Origin of the sequence: Campylobacter concisus (assembly GCF_902460575.1) — a bacterium.
Lineage (GTDB): Bacteria > Campylobacterota > Campylobacteria > Campylobacterales > Campylobacteraceae > Campylobacter_A > Campylobacter_A concisus_AW.
On the sequence record NZ_CABPUY010000001.1, the window covers coordinates 131307 to 150354 of the forward strand.

Below are 19048 nucleotides of genomic sequence, written 5' to 3' on the forward strand. Positions count from 1 at the left end.
CGCAAAGACAACAACCGCCACAATAAAAATGCCAACTAAAATAATATAATCCGACATAAGAAACCTTTATGTTTAAAATTTGCACTATTGTAACTAAATTTTTAACAAAATAAGAACTTTATAACCGCACATATCATAAAATAATCAAAAATTATAAGGAGAAAATGATGAGCGAAAATGAAACTCTTTTTATCAACCGCGAATTAAGCTGGCTACGCTTCAACTCAAGGGTGCTCGCTCAGTGTGAAAAGGATATACCTTTACTTGAAAAGCTAAAATTTATAGCCATTTATATGACAAATCTTGATGAATTTTATATGATAAGAGTAGCTGGTCTAAAGCAGCTTTTTGCAGCTGGAGTGACGACAAGTAGCAGCGATGGCATGAGCCCACTTGATCAACTACGTGAGATCAGAAAATATCTTCAAGATGAGCAAAATTTAGTTGAAAGCCACTACAAAAGCACCGTTGATGCGCTTAGCAAAGAGGGTCTTTTTATCAAAAACTATGACGAGCTTGATGATAGTTTAAAGCAAAAATGCGACGAGTATTTTTTCTCAAACATCCTGCCAGTTATCGTGCCTATCGCTGTTGATGCTACACATCCATTTCCGCACCTAAACAACCTTAGCTTCTCGCTTGCCGTTAAGCTTGCTGACATAGAGCATCCTGAAATTTTAAAATACGGCATGATAAGAATTTCAAGAGTTCTGCCAAGATTTACCCAGCCAAGTAGCAACGTCTTCGTGCCTATAGAGACGATCGTTCACCGCCACGCAGAAGAAATTTTCCCAGGGTATAAGCTCATTAGCTCGGCTGCTTTTAGAGTGACAAGAAACGCTGATATCGTCATCGAAGAAGAAGAGGCGGATGATTTTATGATGATACTTGAGCAAGGGCTAAAGCTTCGTAGAAAAGGGGCTTTTGTTCGTATGCAGATAGATAAAGATGCGGACGCTGATATCTTAGAGTTTTTAAATTTCCATATGAAAATTTTTCACAAAGATATCTATTTTTCAAGCATCCCGCTCACACTTAGCTCTCTTTGGGAGATAGCTGGGAGTAAGAACTTTAGCCACCTAGCAAACCCGCCCTACGCCCCAAAAACCCTGCCTCCATTTGGCAATGGCGTCTCGATCTTTGACGCCATAGACAAAGAGGATGTGCTGCTAGTTCATCCATTTGAGAGCTTTGATCCAGTCGTTAGCTTTATAAGAGAAGCGAGCAAAGATCCAAAGGTGATCTCTATACGCATGACGCTTTACAGGGTCGATAAAAACTCGCCGATCATTCAAAGCCTAATAGACGCTGCAAGCGACGGCAAACAAGTAACCGTGATGGTCGAGCTTAAAGCAAGGTTTGATGAAGAAAATAACTTGCACTGGGCAAAGGCGCTTGAAGATGCTGGCGCACACGTGATATATGGCATCACAGGTTTTAAAGTCCATGCAAAAGTTAGCCAAGTGATCCGCCAGATCGGCGATAAACTCAAATTTTACATGCACTTTGGCACTGGCAACTACAACGGTAGCTCGGCAAAAATTTACACCGACGTTAGCCTATTTACTAGCAAAGAGGAATTTAGCCAAGATACAACCTCGTTTTTTCACATCCTCTCAGGATATAACAAAAACCGCCGTCTAAACGCCCTTAGCATGTCGCCCTTTCAGATAAAAGAGCGCATCATCGAAAAGATAAGAGTGGAAGCTAGCAAAGGCAGTGAGGGCAGGATCATCGCCAAGATGAACGCACTAATAGACGAAGACGTGATAAACGAGCTTAGCCGCGCCTCAAACGCAGGTGTGAAGATCGACTTAATCGTCAGAGGTGTGTGCGGACTAAGGCCTGGCGTAAAAGGCAAAAGTGAAAACATAAGAGTTCGCTCGATCATTGGCAAATACTTGGAGCACGCTAGAATTTTATATTTCAAACACGCTAACCCAAAAATTTACATCTCAAGCGCTGACTGGATGCCACGAAATTTAGAGCGCCGCTTGGAGCTCATGACGCCTATCTTTGAGCCAAGACTGCAAGAGAGACTGCTTGAAATTTTAGAGCTTCAGCTAAGCGATAACGACCTAGCATTTGAGCTACAAAATAACGGCGAATATGTAAAAGTAGCTAGACGCGAGGGCGAAAAAGTGATCTCTTGCCACGAAGTTTTAGAAAACTATATCTCTAAAATTTATAAATCCGTCAAAAAAGACACCGACAAAGCAAAAGCTGACATGCTTGCAAGCAAGCTTTTAAAAGAGAGCTAAAAAATAAATGGCTTTTAAATTTAAGTTTAGAAGCCATTTTTACTATTAATCCTAAATCTTAAATCCAAAGACTAATTTTAATTTCTAGCTAAATTTAACTCCAAATTTAGCTAGCAATTTTAGCAAAAGTAAAATTTCACATTGGTGCAAGCTCTAAATTTAGCTACAAAAGCAACCCGCCTAGCAAACTGCGTCATCAGTAGCGACGGCTTGGCTATTTTACGCATACAAAACTGGCATTCACGAGAAATTTATCACAACGGCGACGTTGTTTCAAGGATTTTGTAAAGATCAGCGCTTGCAAGGCGATTGAACGCGCCGTTTTTGAAAGCATGATGACCGCAAACTACACAAGGACATAAAGTCTAGTTTAAAAGTCCTCAACTAAATCAAATTTCTAAATTCCCAGCCAAGTGGCTTAAATTTAAACCAGCCCTACTCCAAAGCTTTTAAAACTGGCTCTGGTTTTAGCTTTACGCTTGGGGCATTTTTGCTAAAGTTTATGAGATCCTCTGTCGTTTGGATGCTAAAAGGCAGGCGCGTGAGACAGACTTTAAAGATTTCGGCTGCTGCTATTGCGTCATTTAGGGCTCTATGGTGGGTGTTATTTATGCCAAGGAGCTCTTTTAGCGAGCCAAGGCCGTATTTTTGCGAGGCGATGGTGCGGCGGCTAAGATCGATGGTGCAAAGCTTTCTGTTTAGCAGTATGCCAAGGCCGATCTCATTTAGACTATGCGAGATAAATCCATAGTCAAAATTTACGTTGTGTGCGATAAAGACGCTAGTTCCAAGAAAAATTTTAAACCGCTCCAGCACGTTTAGCAAATTTGGCGCACCAACTAGATCGCTCGCTCTTATGCCGGTTAACTCTGTGATATTTTCAGGCACCACACTAGCTGCCACAAAGCTTTCAAAGCGCCCTATTTCGGTGCCATTTTTCATTTTTATAGCGCCTATTTCTATGATCTGGCCATTTGTCGTGCCACCAGTCGTTTCGATATCAACCACGCAAAATTCCTGCTCGCTAATATCTCTAAATCTCGTGCCAAGCTCGATCTCATTATCTTCGTTTCTAGTGATGTCAAGCCCAAGAGTTCGCCACATATCAAGGTCACGCACGTCAATGAGCGATGAAATTTCCTCGATATCGCTAAATCTTAAGATAAACTCGTGATAGCCTAAATTTTGCCTAGCTAAAATTTCAATGCTATTTTCTAAACGCTGTTTTTTTGGTTTCAAAACTCAAGCTTTATGGCGCGAATGGCTTGTTCGTATGAATTTGATGAGAAGATATAGCTGCCAGCCACCAAGATATCAGCTCCAGCCTCTTCAAGATCAGGCGCATTTAGTCCGTTTACGCCGCCATCTACTTCGATGAGACACTTGGCGTTTTTGCGCTCTATTAGCTCTCTTAGCGCTCTTGTTTTCTCAAGCACGACTGGCATAAATTTCTGACCACCAAAGCCGGGATTTACGCTCATTAATAACACCATATCGACTTCATCGATGATATGCTCGATCGCGCTAACTGGCGTGTGCGGATTTAGCACGATACCAGGACTTACGCCGTTTTTTCTGATGTGATCGATGAGTCTCATCGGATGTTTCTCTTCTTCTATGTGAAAGGTTAGAAATTTTGGTTTTAGCGGCAAAAAAAGGTCAGCAAAAAATGAGTTATTTTCAACCATCAAATGAATATCAAGTGGCTTTGTAGTAGCCTTTGCAACGGCACTTACCACGACTGGCCCGATGGTTAAATTTGGCACAAAATGCCCGTCCATAACATCAACATGCACCAGATCGCACCCAGCCTCGCAAATGGCTCTTATCTCAGCTGCCAAATTTCCGAAATCAGCCGACAAAATACTAGGTGCAACGTACATTTTAAATCCTTATTTACTTATAAAAATCACGCCAGTTTGGCTCTCTTTTGCATTTAATGTGGCAAAAATTCCACTGCTTGCTCTGTCAAAAAACATCTCATTTTCGAAAAATTTAAAGTTGCTAAGTTTTACCTTTAAATTTCTCTCAATGAAAATATCTAAAATTTTGCTTGCAATGATACTAAAAATTTGAGAAAATCCGCTTAAACAGCCACACTCCAGATCGCCATTATCTGAAAAAATAGAGCAAATTTTACCAAGCTTGTCCTTTTTAACACCAAGCAAAATTCTCATCTGTACGTCGCCATAAAAGAGGACGCAAGCCCGCAAATAGTCATTTTCGCCCTCTACGTTAAAGTTGCTAATCTTCGCATCAAGGCATAAAATTTCACTCTCTATCAAAGGCGAGAGCACGTCTGTGACACTTGAGATCACAAGTGGCAAAAACTCAACTAAGCTTTTATTCATCTTTGTAGGCTCAATGTCGATAAGGCGCTTTTTAAAATAAAGCGTCGAGTCATCTTTGAAAAAATCATCCATCTTTTTATATAAAAGTATCTTTGCTGCTTTTAAATTTGAGGCAAGTGTCTCTGAGATGTTGCCCTCATTTAAGCCGCAAATCGCCAATATACCGCCACTTTTTTGGCTCAGCTCAGATAGCTTTATCAAAAAACTAGCACCTATGGTATTTAAAGCACCTACCGAATCAGACCAAAAAACAAAGAATTTAAAGCCTATCTTTTGTAATCTTTCGTGAAATTTATAGTCAAAATTCTGCACAAAAGAGCTATCCATGAGCCCTACTGTCTTGTAGATAACGACGTCGCCTCTTACAAAGGTGCTAAACTCTTTTTTGCCTAAAACGATGTGATTTAGTGTGCTGATGGTGTATTTGTAAGCTTGCTTGGCGGCATTAAATTCTTCCACGCTTTTTACAAATTTACACTTGTAGCACTTTTGCTCCAAAAGCGAGTTGATGTAGTCTTTATACTGCTCATTTTTGTTATAAATCACGATGGCTTCGCTACTATCTGATAGCGTATCGTTTAAAAATAGCGTCGCAACTCTTTCATTTTCAAAGAGTGAAAATCTCAAAATATTTTTTGAAGTCTTTGCTACAAGCTCGTAAAAAGTATCGTCATAGTCACAAACTGCGAACTCAGCGCCTATCTCTCTGGCGATGCTTGAGAGATGCTCGCACGTGCTATTTAGCCAAAGAGGGCTAAAAAAGGTGACATTTTTTAATGAAAGCAAAATGGCACTTATCTGCCTTGCGCAAATTTGCTCTACTTCAGCCTTTTTGATGCTTGAAGGGGTGATATTAACCTCTAAAAATCCAAATGGCCTAACAATGGCTAAAGAGCCCTCAAAAGTTACTTTCATTTTCTAAGAGCCTTTTTTAAATTTATAACCATATCAGCCGAAGCATGGACGCTAACATCGGTGATCCTGTCGATACCAAAGTCAAAAAATTTAGCAGTGCTTGCCTCATAAGAGAGCAAAATTTTAAAGTATTTTAAGACCAAAACCTCTTCTCTAGTGAGCCTATCGCTCTCCCATCCTGCAAGCTTTAAAAGTACTCCAAATAGCGAAATATCAAACCTTCGCTGCAAGATCCTATCAAAGCTCATATCAGAAAAACCAACGATATGCTTAAGCGAGTGTGGATACTTCAAAAAGATCAGCTCGCAAAATATAAGCAAAATTAGCGCGTAGGCAGCTAGAAATAAATTTTTTTGATTTTTTAGCCCAAGATAGTTTAGAAGTTTGCTCCAGTCAGATAGAAATTTGGCATTAAACTCCATCATCGAGTGTAAATTTACGCCAAAATTTTTATATCTTTTTGGAGATTTGATAAAAACAAAATAAGAGCAAATTATCATTTTTAGGTTGTCTATGCCTAGCGGATAAGCCATAGCATAGATATCTCTAGTGTGGTTTTGAACGCCAAAATCGCCTAAATTTACTATCGTAGCAAAGTACGCTTTAAAAGTCTCACTACCCCTCAAAAGCTCCATAGCAGCAGTGATGTCGCCCTCATCCAAGTGCTTTTGGCACTCATAAAAAGCATCGGGCATTGTATAGATAAAATTTGAAATTTCATCTATTTGATTTTTAGTTAGCATTTTTGTTTTACCGATTTTTTATTTTGGGGCTATTTTAGCCTTAATTAAATAAAAAATCAACAAAACTTATAAATATAAATGTTCATTTTAAGCAATACTTTGGTTTTGTTTAGATAAAATCAGCAGAAATTTTTGTTTATAAGGAAAAAAAATGTCAAAAAGATGTGCGATAACTGGCAAAGGACCAATGGTAGGCAACAACGTGAGCCACGCCAACAATAAAACTAAAAGAAGATTTTTACCAAATCTTAGAACTATCCGTGTTACTCTAGAAGATGGCACAACAAGAAGAATAAAAGTTGCTGCTTCTACTCTAAGAACTATGAAAAAGCAGTCAAACTAAGAGATAAAATGAAGAGGAATTTATGTCTTTTCTCTCAAGACTTTTAAAATTCCTCAACTGGTCAAACTCTGCAAAACCAGAAATAAGCCTAGATACTGAGCTTTACGAACAACTAAAACCTTTTAGATTTCCACTAATTTCAGTCGTATTACTGTTACTTTTTGGAACACTAGGTTATATCTTTATAGATAACTTCTCTCTCATAGATGCCTTTTACCAAGCAGGTATGACATTCACGACGGTCGGTTTTACCGAAGTTGCGCCCATAACTCCAAAGGGGCGAATTTTTACTATAACATTTATCCTTGTTGGCTTCATCATTTTTACGCTATCAATCGGTATCGTTGTAGAAGTTCTAAAAAGAGGCACATTAATTAGCATTTTAAAGGAAAGGCGTATGCTTTACAAGATCGCAAGACTAAAAAATCACTTCGTTATTTGTTATCACAACCTCTACACGATCGAGCTTAGCGCTCAGTTTCGTGAAAATCACATACCATTTGTAGTGGTTGATGACAGAGAAGATATCGCAGAATTAGCTCAAATTTACAAGTATCCATACTTCATAAAAGCTCAGCCTCACACTCAAATAGCCTTTTTAAAAACGCATCTTTCAAGTGCAAAAGGACTAATCACTCTTAGCCCAAATATCGCTGATAATATCGCACTTATCGCATCTGTTAGACTTTATGAAAAAGAGATAGGCCGCAAAAAACCTTACCATATCATCACAAACTCCGATAGTGAAGATGACACACAAAGGCTTAAAAAACTTGGTGCTGACAACGTCGTAAGCCCATCTCGCCTAGTCGCACAGCGTCTAAGTGCCATGAGCGTAAGACCTGATATGGAAAATTTACTCGAGCAATTTCTATACACAAAAAGTTCGCCTATCGACATAGAAGAAATTCTTGTGCCTGACTACTCTTGGATCAGGTTTAAAAGACTAAAAGAGACGCACCTAAGAAATATCACAAATGCAGACGTGGTAGGCATTAGAGACATAAATAATAAATTTATCCCAATGCCAAATGGTGACACTCTAATTGGCACAGGCACAAAGCTTTTAGTCATCGGTACAGTTGATGGCATACGTCTAACCAAACGCCTAGTAAAGAGCAAACACAAACCAGAAGAGCTAAAATACGTTTAGTTCGTTTAGTTTTGCATTTTGTGATAAATTTGGCTTAACCGCTATATACTAGAAGCTTTTATGGATCTAAATTTAGATAGCCAAACATTTACAAAGCCTTGTTAGAATTTATAAATTTTTTACAGGAGCTACGTATGTTACACGAATACACTGATCTCATAAATGAGTTGAAAAAAGTTGATGTTCATTTTGCCGCACTTTGCAAAAAGCATGACGAGCTAAATGAAAAGATAGATAGCAAAGCAGTGCAAGCCTCTGAGCTTGATGCCTTGAAAAAAGAAAAATTAAAACTAAAAGATGAAATTTACACTCAAGTTTTAAAATACAAAGAGCAAAAATAAGAAAAAGCCAAACTAACAATGGAGCCAAATTTAATTTAGCTCGTATTTTAGGCTTTTACTAGACTAGAAATTTAAAAAGCCCAAATTTCTTTGGGCTTACAAATTTTATATAGCTTTTATCATCACTTTTGTTAGAAGCTCTGAAAATTTAGCTGGATTTTCTAGGCTCATGCCCTCATTTAGCCTTGCCATATCAAGAAGCAAAGGCGCTATGTCATAAATCATTGCCTCATTTTTCTCAAGTTTTGCAAAAATTTCATGATCAGCATTTATCTCCAAGATCGGCTTAACTTTTGGAGCATTTGCGCCTTGTCCCATCTGTTTTAGCATCTCTTGCATAGCGTAATCAGGGTCGTTTTTGTCGTATATTAGCACCGCAGCCGAGCTTGAGAGCCTTGAGCTTAGCCTAACATCTTTTACCTCGTCTTTTAGGATCTCTTTCATCTTAACAAGTGTGTTTGCAACCTTGCTCTCATCGACCTTCTCATCGTTTTTGATCTCGTCGTTTATATCAGCGTGTGAGACTGATTTTAAAGGTGTTTTGTCAAATTCATTGACCATTGGCATGACGATCGTATCGATCTCTTCGTCCATTATTAACACTTCGATGTCGTTTTTCTTAAAGCTCTCAAGAAGCGGCGAATTTCTTAGCATATTTTCGTTGTTGCCGCTGATGTAGTAGATCGACTTTTGATCCTCTTTCATCGCCTCTTTGTACTCTTTTAGGCTGATAAGTCCGTCTCTTTTTGAACTTTTAAATAGACAAAGGTCTAAAATTTGCTCTTTTTCAGCATTAAAACCGTAAAGTCCCTCTTTTAAAACCTTGCCAAATAGTTTGTAAAATTTTATGTATTTTTCACGGTCGTTATCTTTTACTTTTGCAAGTTCGCTTAAAATTTTCTTCACACTTTGCTCTTTAACGGTTCGCATGATCGCATTTTCTTGTAAAATTTCGCGGCTAACGTTTAGCGGCAGGTCTTCAACGTCGATCACACCTTTGATAAATCTTAGATACGGCGGCAAAAGCTCTTTTGCATCGTCAGTTATAAAAACCCTCTTCACATAGAGCTTCACGCCACTTTGATAATCAACCCTAAAGAGATCAAACGGCTCTGTGCTTGGCACATAAAATAGCGTCGAGTACTCGATCTTGCCCTCGGCCTTTGTGTGGATATAAAGGAGCGGATCGCTACTATCGTGTGAAATTTGCTTATAAAAGTCGTTGTAGTCTTGCTCTTTTAAGCTGGCTTTATTTAGCCTCCAAAGCGCATTTGCCTTGTTTATCTGCTCGTTTTTAGTCTCATAAGTGCCCTCTTTTTCGCCTTTTTTTGGTGCGACGTAGCTCTCTTTATCCATAAAAATAGGATAAGGGATGTGGTTTGAATACTTTTTAACTATCTCTTCAATACGCCAAGAATTTGCAAATTCATCGTCGTTTAAATGTAAGATGATATCCGTACCAAAGCCATCTTTTTTAGCATCTTCGATCTCGTAGCTTTTTGCATCAGATGTCCATTTATAGGCTTTGTCACTTAGTGCTCGTTTACTGACGACTTCGATCTTGCTTGCCACCATAAATGCTGAGTAAAAGCCAACGCCAAACTGGCCGATCAGCGAGCTATCTTTTTTGGCATCGCCGCTTAAGCTTTGCATAAAACCTTTTGTGCCACTTCTTGCTATCGTGCCTAAATTTGCGATGAGCTCGTCTTTATCCATGCCGATACCGTTGTCGCTGATGGTTAAAGTTTTAGCTTTTTCATCTACTTTGATGTCGATCCTTGGAGTGTAGCTTAAGCTTTTATACTTTTCATCAGTCAAACAAAGGTAGTTTAGCTTATCAAGTGCGTCGTTTGAGTTTGATATGAGCTCTCTTAAAAATATCTCTTTGTTTGAGTAAAGAGAGTGGATCATCAAATTTAAAAGGTCATTGACCTCGGTCTGAAATTCAAATTTATCTGCCATTTTCTTTTCCTTGTTTTAAATTTTTGGCAGATTATAGCACAAAGTGATAAAAATATACTTAACCTTGATAGCATTACTATCAAGTTTTTTAACAATTTTTTAGGCATATATGGTAATTTATAAATAAAATAAAAATTTGTATTTAATTTTTATTATTTAAAATGCTATTTTGTATAGTATTTATTTAAAATAATGCAAATTTAGCTATAAATCTTTTAGAAAATGTTGCTAGTCTGTCTTTCAAAATAAGAAACAAATATCGATATAAATGGATAACAAAGATCAAAGACCAATAAATCTAAACGATTGGCTTGAAGTTTTAAACGTTTTATCTATCTTTTAACGCTGCATGAGGTGGCAAATTTGAGTTTGAAAACTAAAAAAGTTCTGTGATGTTTGACTTGAAAGGCATGCAAATAATAGCCGCTTTAAAAAATTTAATTTACCAATAATCACTATGCGAGCAATCTTTAATGCCATGCTTTGCAAATTTTCGCCACTCTGACTTAATCCGCAAAATATAACATAAACGCTGTGTATTTCATCAAATTTAGCAACAGTAAAAAACCTAAAAACTAGTCAAAAAAGATACATACGAAAGCAAAGATCAAAATAGCAGCTAAAAAGCATCAAATTTAAAGAGGTAGCAGTAGTGGATAAAATAAAAATTTGCCACCTCTTGCAAGGCGGGTTTAGAGCCAAAAGGGGTAAATTTTATAAGTGAGCTAAAAAGCTTAGACAAAGAAATTTACGCACTTGGCGGACTAGATAGCAAAAACTACAAAGAGGCCATAAAAGCTGGCGCAAACGGCATTTGCTTTATGAGCCTAGCAATGAACGGCGATATAGAGCTTATAAAAAAGATAGTAGAGAGCAAAAACGGCTAAATTTAGTATAAATTACATAAAATAATACGTAAAATTTTACTCATTTTTGCTAGCGATATATGTTTTTATATCAAATATAAGTAGCGTCACAAGAGATGGCAGCATATAGGAGTTTAGCACTAAAAGCAGCGACTTTGTCAAATTTGACTTTATTAAAGTCTCTATATCAAAGCTGCTGTTGTAGTTAAAAAAATATAGCAAGGCAAACTCGCTAACAAGAACTATACGAGTGATCTTTAGCAAGATGTCATTTCCCAGCCTTGCAAATTTATCATCGACCACAAGCGACAAAGTGATCCAGCCAAGCAACCAAACTGCGCAGGCTAAAGCATAAACAGTAATGCTTTCATCAAATTTTTCAAGTAGTAAAAATACCAAAGGTTGCAAAAATACAAGGCTAGCGATAAACCAAAGAAGTGAGCTAAAGGCTAGCAGGCAAACACAGCCAAAGATAGAAATGGCAGAGATAAAGCCAAAAACCTCTAACCCAAGATAGTAGGCCAGCGCATAGGATAAAAAGAAAAAATAAGTCAAATTTTAATAACAAGTCGCCACCTATTTGCAAAGGCAGCGGCTTTTAAATTTAGGCTATCTGTCAAACTCATTTACGAGATTTTCTTTTGTTTTGGGCGGAAAACTTTCATCACATTTTCATCAGTCTCGATAAATGCACCCTCGATCAGGTCGATGCAGTATGGCACCGCTGGAAATACTGGCTCCAAGCACTCTTTTATCGCCTTTGGCTGACCTGGTAAATTTATAATTAGCGCATGGCCTCTTATGCCTGCTGTTTGGCGTGATAGGATTGCAGTTGGGACATATTTTAAGCTCGCAGCTCTCATTAGCTCGCCAAAGCCTGGCATCATCTTCTCGCAAACCGCCTCAGTAGCCTCTGGAGTGACGTCTCTTACAGCTGGTCCTGTGCCTCCAGTCGTTAGCACAAGGTCGCATCCTAGCACGTCTATCATGTGCACGAGCCTCTCTTTTATGAGATCAAGCTCATCAGGGATCACCTCGTAAAAATACTCTCTCTCGCTTACTATCCAGCCGTCAAGCACCTCTTTGATCGCTGGACCTGATTTGTCCTCGTATGTGCCCTCACTTGCGCGATCGGACATAGTTAGAATTCCTATTTTTGCTTTCATTTTTTCTCCTTTATTAGTAGTTTTCATTTAAAATTTTAGCAAGCGTCTCTTTATCTACGCTCTCGTAAGCAAGCAGATATGAGCTTATCCTTGCGATCTGCTCGTTTGTGCCCTTTAAAAAGGACATTATCTCATCTTTTGCTTGTTTTAAAATTTCTTCCACATCGTTTGGATTTGGCACGAAAGAATTTCCCATGCCATACTCATAAACCATCTTTGAAGCGATCTCTTTTGCTAAATTTAGATCGTTGCTTGAGTTTGAAAAGATATCGTTCTCATCTATCTCGAGCTTGCACATGCCAGAGATTAAAACCTTTATGCGTGAGAGCATCTGTGACTTTGACTCGATCTCTTGCTCAGTCGCCATAAAGCGATCTTCAATGAGCGAAATTTTTTCAAATTTCACATCAAACCAGTAGGCACTTAGCGCCTTTGCGCCTTGATAGATGGCTTGAATTTTCTTCTCGCTCTCGCTGTAGCTTAGCACCTTTTTCTTGCCAAGCAAGACCTTGTTTAAAACAGCCTCAAAGTCCCTCATCCTAAGCACGCTCTCGCCGTTTCTTAGGGCATTTATCGCTGCTTCATTTACAAGCGTGCTAAGTGCCGCACCAGAAAAGCCAACGCTCATCCTAGCGATGTCCTCGGCTGGCACTTCGCAGTTTTTATCTCTTAGATATGTGTTTAGGATCGCCACCCTGTCGTTAAAATCAGGCATTGATAAAAATATACGCCTATCAAAGCGGCCTGATCTAAGTAGCGCCTCGTCGATCATCTCGATCCTATTTGTTGCAGCTATGACGATGACGCCTGAGTTATCTTCAAAGCCGTCCATCTCGGTTAGCAGCTGGTTAAGCGTGGCTTCTCGCTCGTCGTTTCTAGTGCCACCCCTGCTCTTGCCAACAGCATCTATCTCGTCGATAAAGATGATTGATGGTGCGTAGGATTTGGCTCTGCTAAAGAGCTCTCTAACTCTTTTTGCGCCCATACCGACATAAATTTGCACAAAGCTTGCGCCATTTTGGTAAAAAAACGGCACATTTGCCTCGCCAGCGACTGCCTTTGCCACAAGCGTCTTACCAACGCCTGGAGGGCCGATCATCAGCACGCCTTTTGGCATTTTGATACCAAAATTTCTATATTTTTGCGGATTTTTAAGAAAATCAACTATCTCACTAAGCTCGCTTTTGACCTCGCTAATGCCCGCCACATCACTAAATCTCACGTTTGAGATGACTGGCATCGCATTTTGATTTAGCACGCTTTCTATCTCAAAAGCGCCGTCTTTTTTGCTTAAAAGGCTCTCCTCTTTCTTCTTAATAGCCCGAAAAATATAGGAGTACCAAAGCACAAGACAAACAAAGATGATGCTTCCCCAAACCATGCCTGGCGTGATATACTGCACGCTTTGCTCGACTGGAACCTTTTTGATGAGCTCTTTTATGTCTATACCCTCTTTTATGATGGCAAAGCGGTTATTTTGCGCATAGAGGATGACCTCATCTTCGTCGATGACCGCTTTATCGATGAAATTTCCATCCATTAGTTGCATATATTGCGAATAGGTGATGTTTCGTGGTTCTTTGCTCACAGCAAAAAGTAGCGCTATTATCAGAGCCATAGCGGCTATTATCAGGATATTTTTCTTGTTAAATTTAAATTTTTGCATAATTGGCATCTGGCTTAATTTCATATTCGCTTACCTCCAACCACTCTTTTGTTATGTCATTTTGACTAGAAATTTTAGCTTTGTTGTAAAACTGATCAAAGCCCTCGTAAAAGTCGCCGTTTTTTTGCTCGACTAAAATTTTTAAAGTTTCGTTATGTTTTTTTCTAAAATTTTCATTGTTTTTAAAAGCAATGCCCTGTAAAACTTTCAGCCTTGCCTTTGCCACGTCGCCACTAACGTCGCTCTTTAGCGTCGCTGAGTGCGTATCGCGCCTAGGCGAATAGACAAAAGCGTGCAGATGCGTTATAGGAAATTTCTTGAAATTTTCCACCGCTTCTGCCCAAATTTCTTCACTCTCACCTGGATGACCCACGATATAGTCAGTCCCCAGAGCAAAACCAAGGGAGCTAAGCTCATTAAAAAGCTCTAAGTCGCTAAATGCGTTATTTCGCCTGCGCATGATCTTTAGCATCGCCTCGCTCGTGTGCTGAAGTGCGATGTGAAGATGGCGCTCCAGCCACTCCTCTTTTAAAATTTCTCTAAAGCTCTCATCTATCTGGCTTGGCTCGATACTGCCAAGTCTTATACGTCTGATGCCTGAAATTTTGCCTAAATTTGCTAGCAATTTGCCAAGAGAGCTATTTGTATCCTTGCCGTAGCTGCCTATATTTGTGCCAGTTAAGACGAGCTCATTATAGCCATTTTGAGCTAAAATTCTAGCTTCTTTTAGTATCATCGCCTCATCCATGCTCCTAGCTCTGCCACGCACTGATGGGATGATGCAGTAGCTGCAGTTAAAGTTGCAGCCTTCTTGAATTTTTATAAAGGCCTTTGTGTGATTTTCGTAGTTTGTGACGATGTTTTTATCGACTGAGTTTAAATTTCCAAGCTCAAAAAATGGCTTCTCTTGTTTTAAAAGCTCGTTTATGTCGCTCTTTTTACTAGCTCCTAGCACGCCAAAGACGCCACTACTAAAAAGCTCCTTACCCTTACTAACTGCGCCACATCCTGTTAGTATGACCTTTGCGCCACGTCTTTTTACGCCGTTTATATAGTTTCTAACGCCGCTATCAGCCGAATTTGTCACGGTGCATGAGTTTATGACTACGATATCAGCGACCTCTTCGTCATTTGTGATCTCGTAGTCTTTGATGTAGCTCTTTAAAAGCTCGGTGTCATAGATGTTTGTGCGGCATCCAAATGTCTTAAAAAATATCTTTTGCATTAGATATTTTCGCCCTCTTGCTCAGCGTGAGCTACGTGATCGCTTGGCGTTTCTTTTTTGCCTATAAACATAGTTTGCGTTGGGTAAGCTATCTTTATATCATCGTGAGCCAAAAATGCCTCGATTATCTCCGCGCTTATCGTGCTTCTAAGAGCGAGCGTGGCGTATGAGTTTGACATAAACCAGCATGAGATATTTATACCGTAAGGCTCAAAAAATGTATAAATTCTTGGCTCTACATTTGGATTTTTGATGCTGTATTGGCTTCTTAGCTTGTTCATCTGGCGTTTTGCGATGTCGGTGTAGCCTTTTGAATATTTTTTTACTATATTTTTTGCTAGATAGGCTGCCTTTTTGTGATTACTATCAAAGCTTATCACGACATCTATGCCGTCCCAAACGGTCTTCATACCGTAGTGTGAGTAGTTTGCGATGAGGTCTGTAAAGATGTAGTTGTTTGGCACAAAGATGATCCTACCTGCACGGCGGTTTGTCTTATAAGTTGAGTAGCTAACATCTTCAAAAACGGTTAGGCGAAGTAGCGAGATATCGATAATGTCGCCCACAAATTCGCTCCCGTCGTGATAGACTCTGACGCGGTCGCCCACGTGGATCGTGCCACCAAACATGATAACCATCCAGCCAAGCATGCTCATAAACATATCTTTCATCGCGATAGCGATACCAGCTGAGGCAAAACCTAGCACGGTTACTAGATATGTGACGTTTTCGATGTATGAAAAGAGCAAAATTATGATGATAACGGTGATGTTTAGCACGTTTAAGAATTTATTGACCGTGTAAAATCTCTCGTTATCCGTGATCGTTCTTTTAACGATAAATTTAGCGATAAATGTTAGTCCGATCGTTAAAAGGATGACGATGGCTGTGTAACCCATGCTTAAAAACTGAGCCTTTATGTCAGATGTCGTCATATTTACCGCTTCATCTGCCCTTTTTTCATAGACGCTATAAGTGGTATCAGCGATCTGTTTTGCCGCTTTGAAGTCGCCTATCTCTTGCTTTGCAAGGTTTAGACTTGCTCTATTTTGCTCGCTGTCATCTATCAAATTTAGTCTATTTAGCAAATTCTCTTTTGCTTCAAGCTTTTCAAGCAAGGTGTCAAGCTCTTTGATATGCCTTTGGTATTCGATCTTGTCGCTTCTTATCTTTTTGATGTATGAAAAGCCAGATACCAGCGCCACTGGGCTATTTATCCTAGGTGGTGTCTCCATTTCTGGGGCTGCTAGCATATTTGAAAATGGCGTTTTCTCATACTCTTTTAGCAAATTTATCTGCTCTTTTAGAGTTTGACTTCTCTTTATGAGATCGCCACCTCTTTTTGAGCCTTTATCAAGCTTTTTAAGCTCATTTTCATTTTGCTCTAGCTCATCAAGAAGCTTTTGATAGGTGTTGTAGTTGGCGTATCTTGTGATCCAAATGTTGTTTTTTAGGGAGTTATCTAAGTTTGAAATTTCTTTTATAAGCTCGCTATTTTGTAAATTTTGTGAGACATTTTGCTCAAGCGTAGCGTTTTCTTCAGCATAAAGCGCAAAGCAAAAAAGTAGAAAAACTAGGATCTTTTTCATTTAAATTCTCTCAAAGTTTCTAAAACGTCCTCTTTTTTGACGTCATTTTTGATGATCGCACTGCCGATTTTATCTGCGATGATGAAATTTATCTTATCACCTTTTGTCTTTTTATCCATAAAAAACGCCTCGTAAAATGCATATTCATTTTCTATTTTGTAGCTTACAGGCAGATCAAATTTCACTAAAACCTGCTTGATATCTTCTGCCTGCGCTTCACTCATGAGACCTAGTCTAACGCTTAGGCGATTTGCCATATTCATACCTATCGCCACTGCTTCGCCGTGTAAAAATTCTTTGTAATTTGTCTCATTTTCGATGACGTGAGCAAAGGTGTGTCCGTAGTTTAGGATGGCTCTTAGCCCCTTTTCTTTTTCATCTTGCTCGACCACCCTAGCCTTTAAATTTATAGACTTTTCAACGAGTTTTGCCAAGTTTTCATCGTCTAAATTTACGCTCTTTAGCCAGCCAAACATCTCTTTATCAAATGTCACAGCCATCTTTAAAGCCTCAGCCACGCCAGCTGCAAATTCTCTCTTTGGCAATGTTTTTAAGAAATTTATCTCGCAAAAAACTGCCTTTGGCTGATAAAATGAGCCTATTAAGTTTTTACCAAATTTGTTATTTACCCCAGTCTTTCCGCCCACACTAGCATCGACTTGCGCTAGAAGCGTGGTTGGGATATTTATGAAGCTTATCCCTCTTTCATATATGCTTGCCGCAAAGCCAGTCATGTCGCTGATGACGCCACCGCCAAGAGCTATGAGTGTAGATGAGCGGTCAAATTTACTAACAAAAAGCTGCTCTAAAATTTGCTCTATCGTTGTTAAGTTTTTATACTCCTCGCCGTCTGGCACGCTTATGATAAATTTCTCATCGCACTTTAAAACGCTAAGTAGCTTTTCAAGGTGAAGCCCCGCCACTTTGGCATTTGTGACGATGCCGACCTTGCCCTTTAGCTCTAACCTCTCAAGCTCGTTTATATAAATTTTATAGCTTGACGCCTTTTCCTTAAGGTTTAAATTTATCTGCATTTTCTACTCACTTACTGGCACAAAAAGCTGTGCGTTTTGGCTTAGTTTTTTATAAAGTCTATTTAAATTTGTCGATAAAAAGGCAAAAGCGCTGCCATTTGCCACGTTTTTAGTAAACATCACAAAATGAAGCAGATCATTTGTGCCTTTTAGCTTTACAAGCGGGTTTTTAAGGCTGTGATTTTCTATCTTTATGCGCTTTGAAAAGAGCGTGCTAATGCTCTCAAAGTGCTCTTTTAGCGCTTCATCGTCGCTATGCTTGTTATCAAAATAGTAAAATCTCATCTCCAAATCAAGCTGCGCGCAGCAGTCTGTAATGACGGCTGATTGATTTTCCACTTCTTGGCTTTGATCGCCCAGTATCACGCCCTCTTTTATATTTGAGAGCAAAATTTTACCCGTTTTTAACACTGGGATTTTAAGCTCATAAAATAGCTTTTGAAATTTAAAAAAGTATCTATCATCGCTTATGATTAGTCCGATGTCGTGTTTTAAAACGTCATCTTTTATCGATTTATTGTCACTATTAAAATAATCCATCAAAACAAGGATATTTTTCTCTTTTATAGCTTTTAGCGTCTCTAAATTTTCGCCCAAAGTTGGATTTATCACTCTAAAAATAAGGCGTTTGTTATTTAGCTTTGAATGCACATATAAGCTATCTTTTATGAGCTTGCTAACTCGCTCTTTGCTCATTGATCTCATATCGATTAGCGTGTAGATGTTGCTGCCAAATGGACTTGGAAACTGCCCGCTTTCGCGTTTTATCGAACGATAAACATTTTGAAGCACGTTTGGATCGCCAACGATTAGCAAGATATCGCTTGGCTGGATCATTGTATTTGGCTTTGGCAAGATGATCTCAGCACCTCTGTAAATAAGCGCTATCCGCCATCTTTTTTGAGCGATCGAGCTTACATGGCGATACATATATGAGCTGCCAATAGGCACCTTAACCTCCATGATCTCGCCCTCACTAAAGCCGATATTATCAGCATATACAGGCATATCTGGCAGATAGTCCATGAGTCTTGAAGCTGCGATATCTCTTATATCAACCACGCTTAGATGCTTATCACTCGCGAAAGTCTCCTTGCACTTTTCATCTAGCTCCCATGAGTTCATAAAAATGGTCTCTGTTTTTGTGCTGATCTGTCTTAAATTTTCATAAACAGCAACCGCCTCTTTTTCATTGTCACTCACGATGCAAAACTGGCTAAAATAGCCATCACTTATGCTCTTTAGCTTTGAAAGGCTCGTTGGGTCAAACTGATAAAATGTAAAATTTTCGTAATTTGCCTTTTGGCTGTGATCTTCGTTTGAAACAACGATGTAGTGGTGTAAATTTGACTTTGCTCCAAGAAGTCTATCTAAAAAATTTCTTGCAAAAGCTCCATCTGCGATTATTAAAATTTTCTTCATTAATTCTCCGT

Annotated in this window: 17 protein-coding genes and 1 pseudogene; 6 read left to right on the plus strand and 12 right to left on the minus strand. The window is 39.0% G+C overall.

The genetic code is table 11. The features are described from left to right. Positions 1-143 precede the first annotated feature (143 nt). Positions 144-2261, plus strand: coding sequence for an RNA degradosome polyphosphate kinase (locus tag F3G76_RS00605; protein WP_223227410.1), 2118 nt, complete (start codon positions 144-146; stop codon positions 2259-2261). Positions 2262-2405: 144 nt separating this feature from the next. Beyond that, on the plus strand, positions 2406-2549 hold the full coding sequence (locus F3G76_RS10405; RefSeq protein ID WP_188116262.1) for a hypothetical protein: 144 nt from the start codon (positions 2406-2408) through the stop codon (positions 2547-2549). A gap of 147 nt (positions 2550-2696) precedes the next feature. Here the strand turns inward: F3G76_RS10405 and F3G76_RS00615 are convergent, their stop codons facing one another. The 4 genes from F3G76_RS00615 to F3G76_RS00630 are packed head-to-tail and all read right to left on the minus strand — an operon-like array spanning position 2697 to position 6270. Beyond that, positions 2697-3500 (minus strand): 3'-5' exonuclease, encoded by an 804-nt coding sequence (locus F3G76_RS00615; RefSeq protein WP_149705629.1) that lies wholly within the window; start codon positions 3498-3500, stop codon positions 2697-2699. After that, the gene (gene rpe / locus F3G76_RS00620) at positions 3497-4144 is read right to left on the minus strand and encodes a ribulose-phosphate 3-epimerase (protein WP_149705630.1); all 648 of its coding nucleotides are present in this window, start codon (positions 4142-4144) and stop codon (positions 3497-3499) included. The genes F3G76_RS00615 and rpe overlap by 4 nt, the downstream gene beginning before the upstream one ends. A gap of 9 nt (positions 4145-4153) precedes the next feature. After that, entirely contained in the window at positions 4154-5527 is a 1374-nt protein-coding gene (locus tag F3G76_RS00625) for a prephenate dehydrogenase (protein ID WP_149705631.1), read from the minus strand. Next, positions 5524-6270, minus strand: a complete 747-nt coding sequence (locus F3G76_RS00630; RefSeq protein ID WP_149705632.1) for a hypothetical protein — start codon at positions 6268-6270, stop codon at positions 5524-5526. The genes F3G76_RS00625 and F3G76_RS00630 overlap by 4 nt, the downstream gene beginning before the upstream one ends. A gap of 151 nt (positions 6271-6421) precedes the next feature. Between F3G76_RS00630 and rpmB the strand changes: the two genes are divergently transcribed. The 3 genes from rpmB to F3G76_RS00645 all read left to right on the plus strand — a co-directional run bounded on the left by rpmB (position 6422) and on the right by F3G76_RS00645 (position 8107). Continuing rightward, positions 6422-6613 carry a 50S ribosomal protein L28 gene (gene rpmB / locus F3G76_RS00635; RefSeq protein ID WP_002942221.1) on the plus strand — a complete coding sequence of 64 codons (192 nt, stop codon included), beginning with the start codon at positions 6422-6424 and terminating at the stop codon, positions 6611-6613. A 22-nt stretch (positions 6614-6635) separates the two neighbouring features. Beyond that, positions 6636-7766: a potassium channel family protein gene (locus F3G76_RS00640; RefSeq protein WP_009293929.1), complete on the plus strand. Its 1131-nt coding sequence runs from the start codon at positions 6636-6638 to the stop codon at positions 7764-7766. A 134-nt stretch (positions 7767-7900) separates the two neighbouring features. Beyond that, complete coding sequence (locus tag F3G76_RS00645) at positions 7901-8107, plus strand: DUF465 domain-containing protein (protein ID WP_149705633.1); 207 nt, start codon at positions 7901-7903, stop codon at positions 8105-8107. 105 nt (positions 8108-8212) lie between these two features. Here F3G76_RS00645 and htpG read toward each other — a convergent pair whose 3' ends face one another. After that, on the minus strand, positions 8213-10069 hold the full coding sequence (gene htpG, locus F3G76_RS00650; protein ID WP_149705634.1) for a molecular chaperone HtpG: 1857 nt from the start codon (positions 10067-10069) through the stop codon (positions 8213-8215). A gap of 680 nt (positions 10070-10749) precedes the next feature. Between htpG and F3G76_RS00655 the strand changes: the two are divergent. After that, positions 10750-10956, plus strand: a pseudogene (locus F3G76_RS00655) (thiamine phosphate synthase); the annotation flags it as partial. A gap of 36 nt (positions 10957-10992) precedes the next feature. Here F3G76_RS00655 and F3G76_RS00660 read toward each other — a convergent pair. From F3G76_RS00660 to F3G76_RS00690, 7 genes are all read right to left on the minus strand, one after another. Continuing rightward, positions 10993-11490: a hypothetical protein gene (locus F3G76_RS00660; protein ID WP_187422355.1), complete on the minus strand. Its 498-nt coding sequence runs from the start codon at positions 11488-11490 to the stop codon at positions 10993-10995. Between the two features lie 71 nt (positions 11491-11561). Continuing rightward, on the minus strand, positions 11562-12101 hold the full coding sequence (gene mog, locus F3G76_RS00665) for a molybdopterin adenylyltransferase (RefSeq protein WP_009293784.1): 540 nt from the start codon (positions 12099-12101) through the stop codon (positions 11562-11564). A gap of 13 nt (positions 12102-12114) precedes the next feature. Then, a complete protein-coding gene (locus F3G76_RS00670; RefSeq protein ID WP_103571345.1) occupies positions 12115-13767 on the minus strand; it encodes an ATP-dependent metallopeptidase FtsH/Yme1/Tma family protein in 1653 nt (550 codons plus the stop codon). Next, positions 13754-14992, minus strand: a complete 1239-nt coding sequence (gene mtaB / locus F3G76_RS00675; RefSeq protein ID WP_103571324.1) for a tRNA (N(6)-L-threonylcarbamoyladenosine(37)-C(2))-methylthiotransferase MtaB — start codon at positions 14990-14992, stop codon at positions 13754-13756. Before mtaB ends, F3G76_RS00670 begins: the two co-directional genes overlap by 14 nt. After that, positions 14992-16581, minus strand: coding sequence for a mechanosensitive ion channel domain-containing protein (locus tag F3G76_RS00680; protein ID WP_149705635.1), 1590 nt, complete (start codon positions 16579-16581; stop codon positions 14992-14994). The genes mtaB and F3G76_RS00680 overlap by 1 nt, the downstream gene beginning before the upstream one ends. Further along, complete coding sequence (aroB, locus tag F3G76_RS00685; RefSeq protein WP_149705636.1) at positions 16578-17615, minus strand: 3-dehydroquinate synthase; 1038 nt, start codon at positions 17613-17615, stop codon at positions 16578-16580. Before aroB ends, F3G76_RS00680 begins: the two co-directional genes overlap by 4 nt. A gap of 3 nt (positions 17616-17618) precedes the next feature. Next, positions 17619-19037 (minus strand): COG3400 family protein, encoded by a 1419-nt coding sequence (locus tag F3G76_RS00690; protein WP_149705637.1) that lies wholly within the window; start codon positions 19035-19037, stop codon positions 17619-17621. Between the last annotated feature and the right edge of the window lie 11 nt (positions 19038-19048).

What these genes read in the sequence shown, in the direction of transcription:
- rpe (WP_149705630.1), bottom strand. Translation starts at nt 4,144, where the DNA reads ATGTACGTTGCACCTAGTATTTTGTCGGCTGATTTCGGAAATTTGGCA.
- F3G76_RS00625 (WP_149705631.1), bottom strand. Translation starts at nt 5,527, where the DNA reads ATGAAAGTAACTTTTGAGGGCTCTTTAGCCATTGTTAGGCCATTTGGA.
- F3G76_RS00630 (WP_149705632.1), bottom strand. Translation starts at nt 6,270, where the DNA reads ATGCTAACTAAAAATCAAATAGATGAAATTTCAAATTTTATCTATACA.
- rpmB (WP_002942221.1), top strand. Translation starts at nt 6,422, where the DNA reads ATGTCAAAAAGATGTGCGATAACTGGCAAAGGACCAATGGTAGGCAAC.
- F3G76_RS00640 (WP_009293929.1), top strand. Translation starts at nt 6,636, where the DNA reads ATGTCTTTTCTCTCAAGACTTTTAAAATTCCTCAACTGGTCAAACTCT.
- F3G76_RS00645 (WP_149705633.1), top strand. Translation starts at nt 7,901, where the DNA reads ATGTTACACGAATACACTGATCTCATAAATGAGTTGAAAAAAGTTGAT.
- htpG (WP_149705634.1), bottom strand. Translation starts at nt 10,069, where the DNA reads ATGGCAGATAAATTTGAATTTCAGACCGAGGTCAATGACCTTTTAAAT.
- mog (WP_009293784.1), bottom strand. Translation starts at nt 12,101, where the DNA reads ATGAAAGCAAAAATAGGAATTCTAACTATGTCCGATCGCGCAAGTGAG.
- F3G76_RS00670 (WP_103571345.1), bottom strand. Translation starts at nt 13,767, where the DNA reads ATGCAAAAATTTAAATTTAACAAGAAAAATATCCTGATAATAGCCGCT.
- mtaB (WP_103571324.1), bottom strand. Translation starts at nt 14,992, where the DNA reads ATGCAAAAGATATTTTTTAAGACATTTGGATGCCGCACAAACATCTAT.
- F3G76_RS00680 (WP_149705635.1), bottom strand. Translation starts at nt 16,581, where the DNA reads ATGAAAAAGATCCTAGTTTTTCTACTTTTTTGCTTTGCGCTTTATGCT.
- aroB (WP_149705636.1), bottom strand. Translation starts at nt 17,615, where the DNA reads ATGCAGATAAATTTAAACCTTAAGGAAAAGGCGTCAAGCTATAAAATT.
- F3G76_RS00690 (WP_149705637.1), bottom strand. Translation starts at nt 19,037, where the DNA reads ATGAAGAAAATTTTAATAATCGCAGATGGAGCTTTTGCAAGAAATTTT.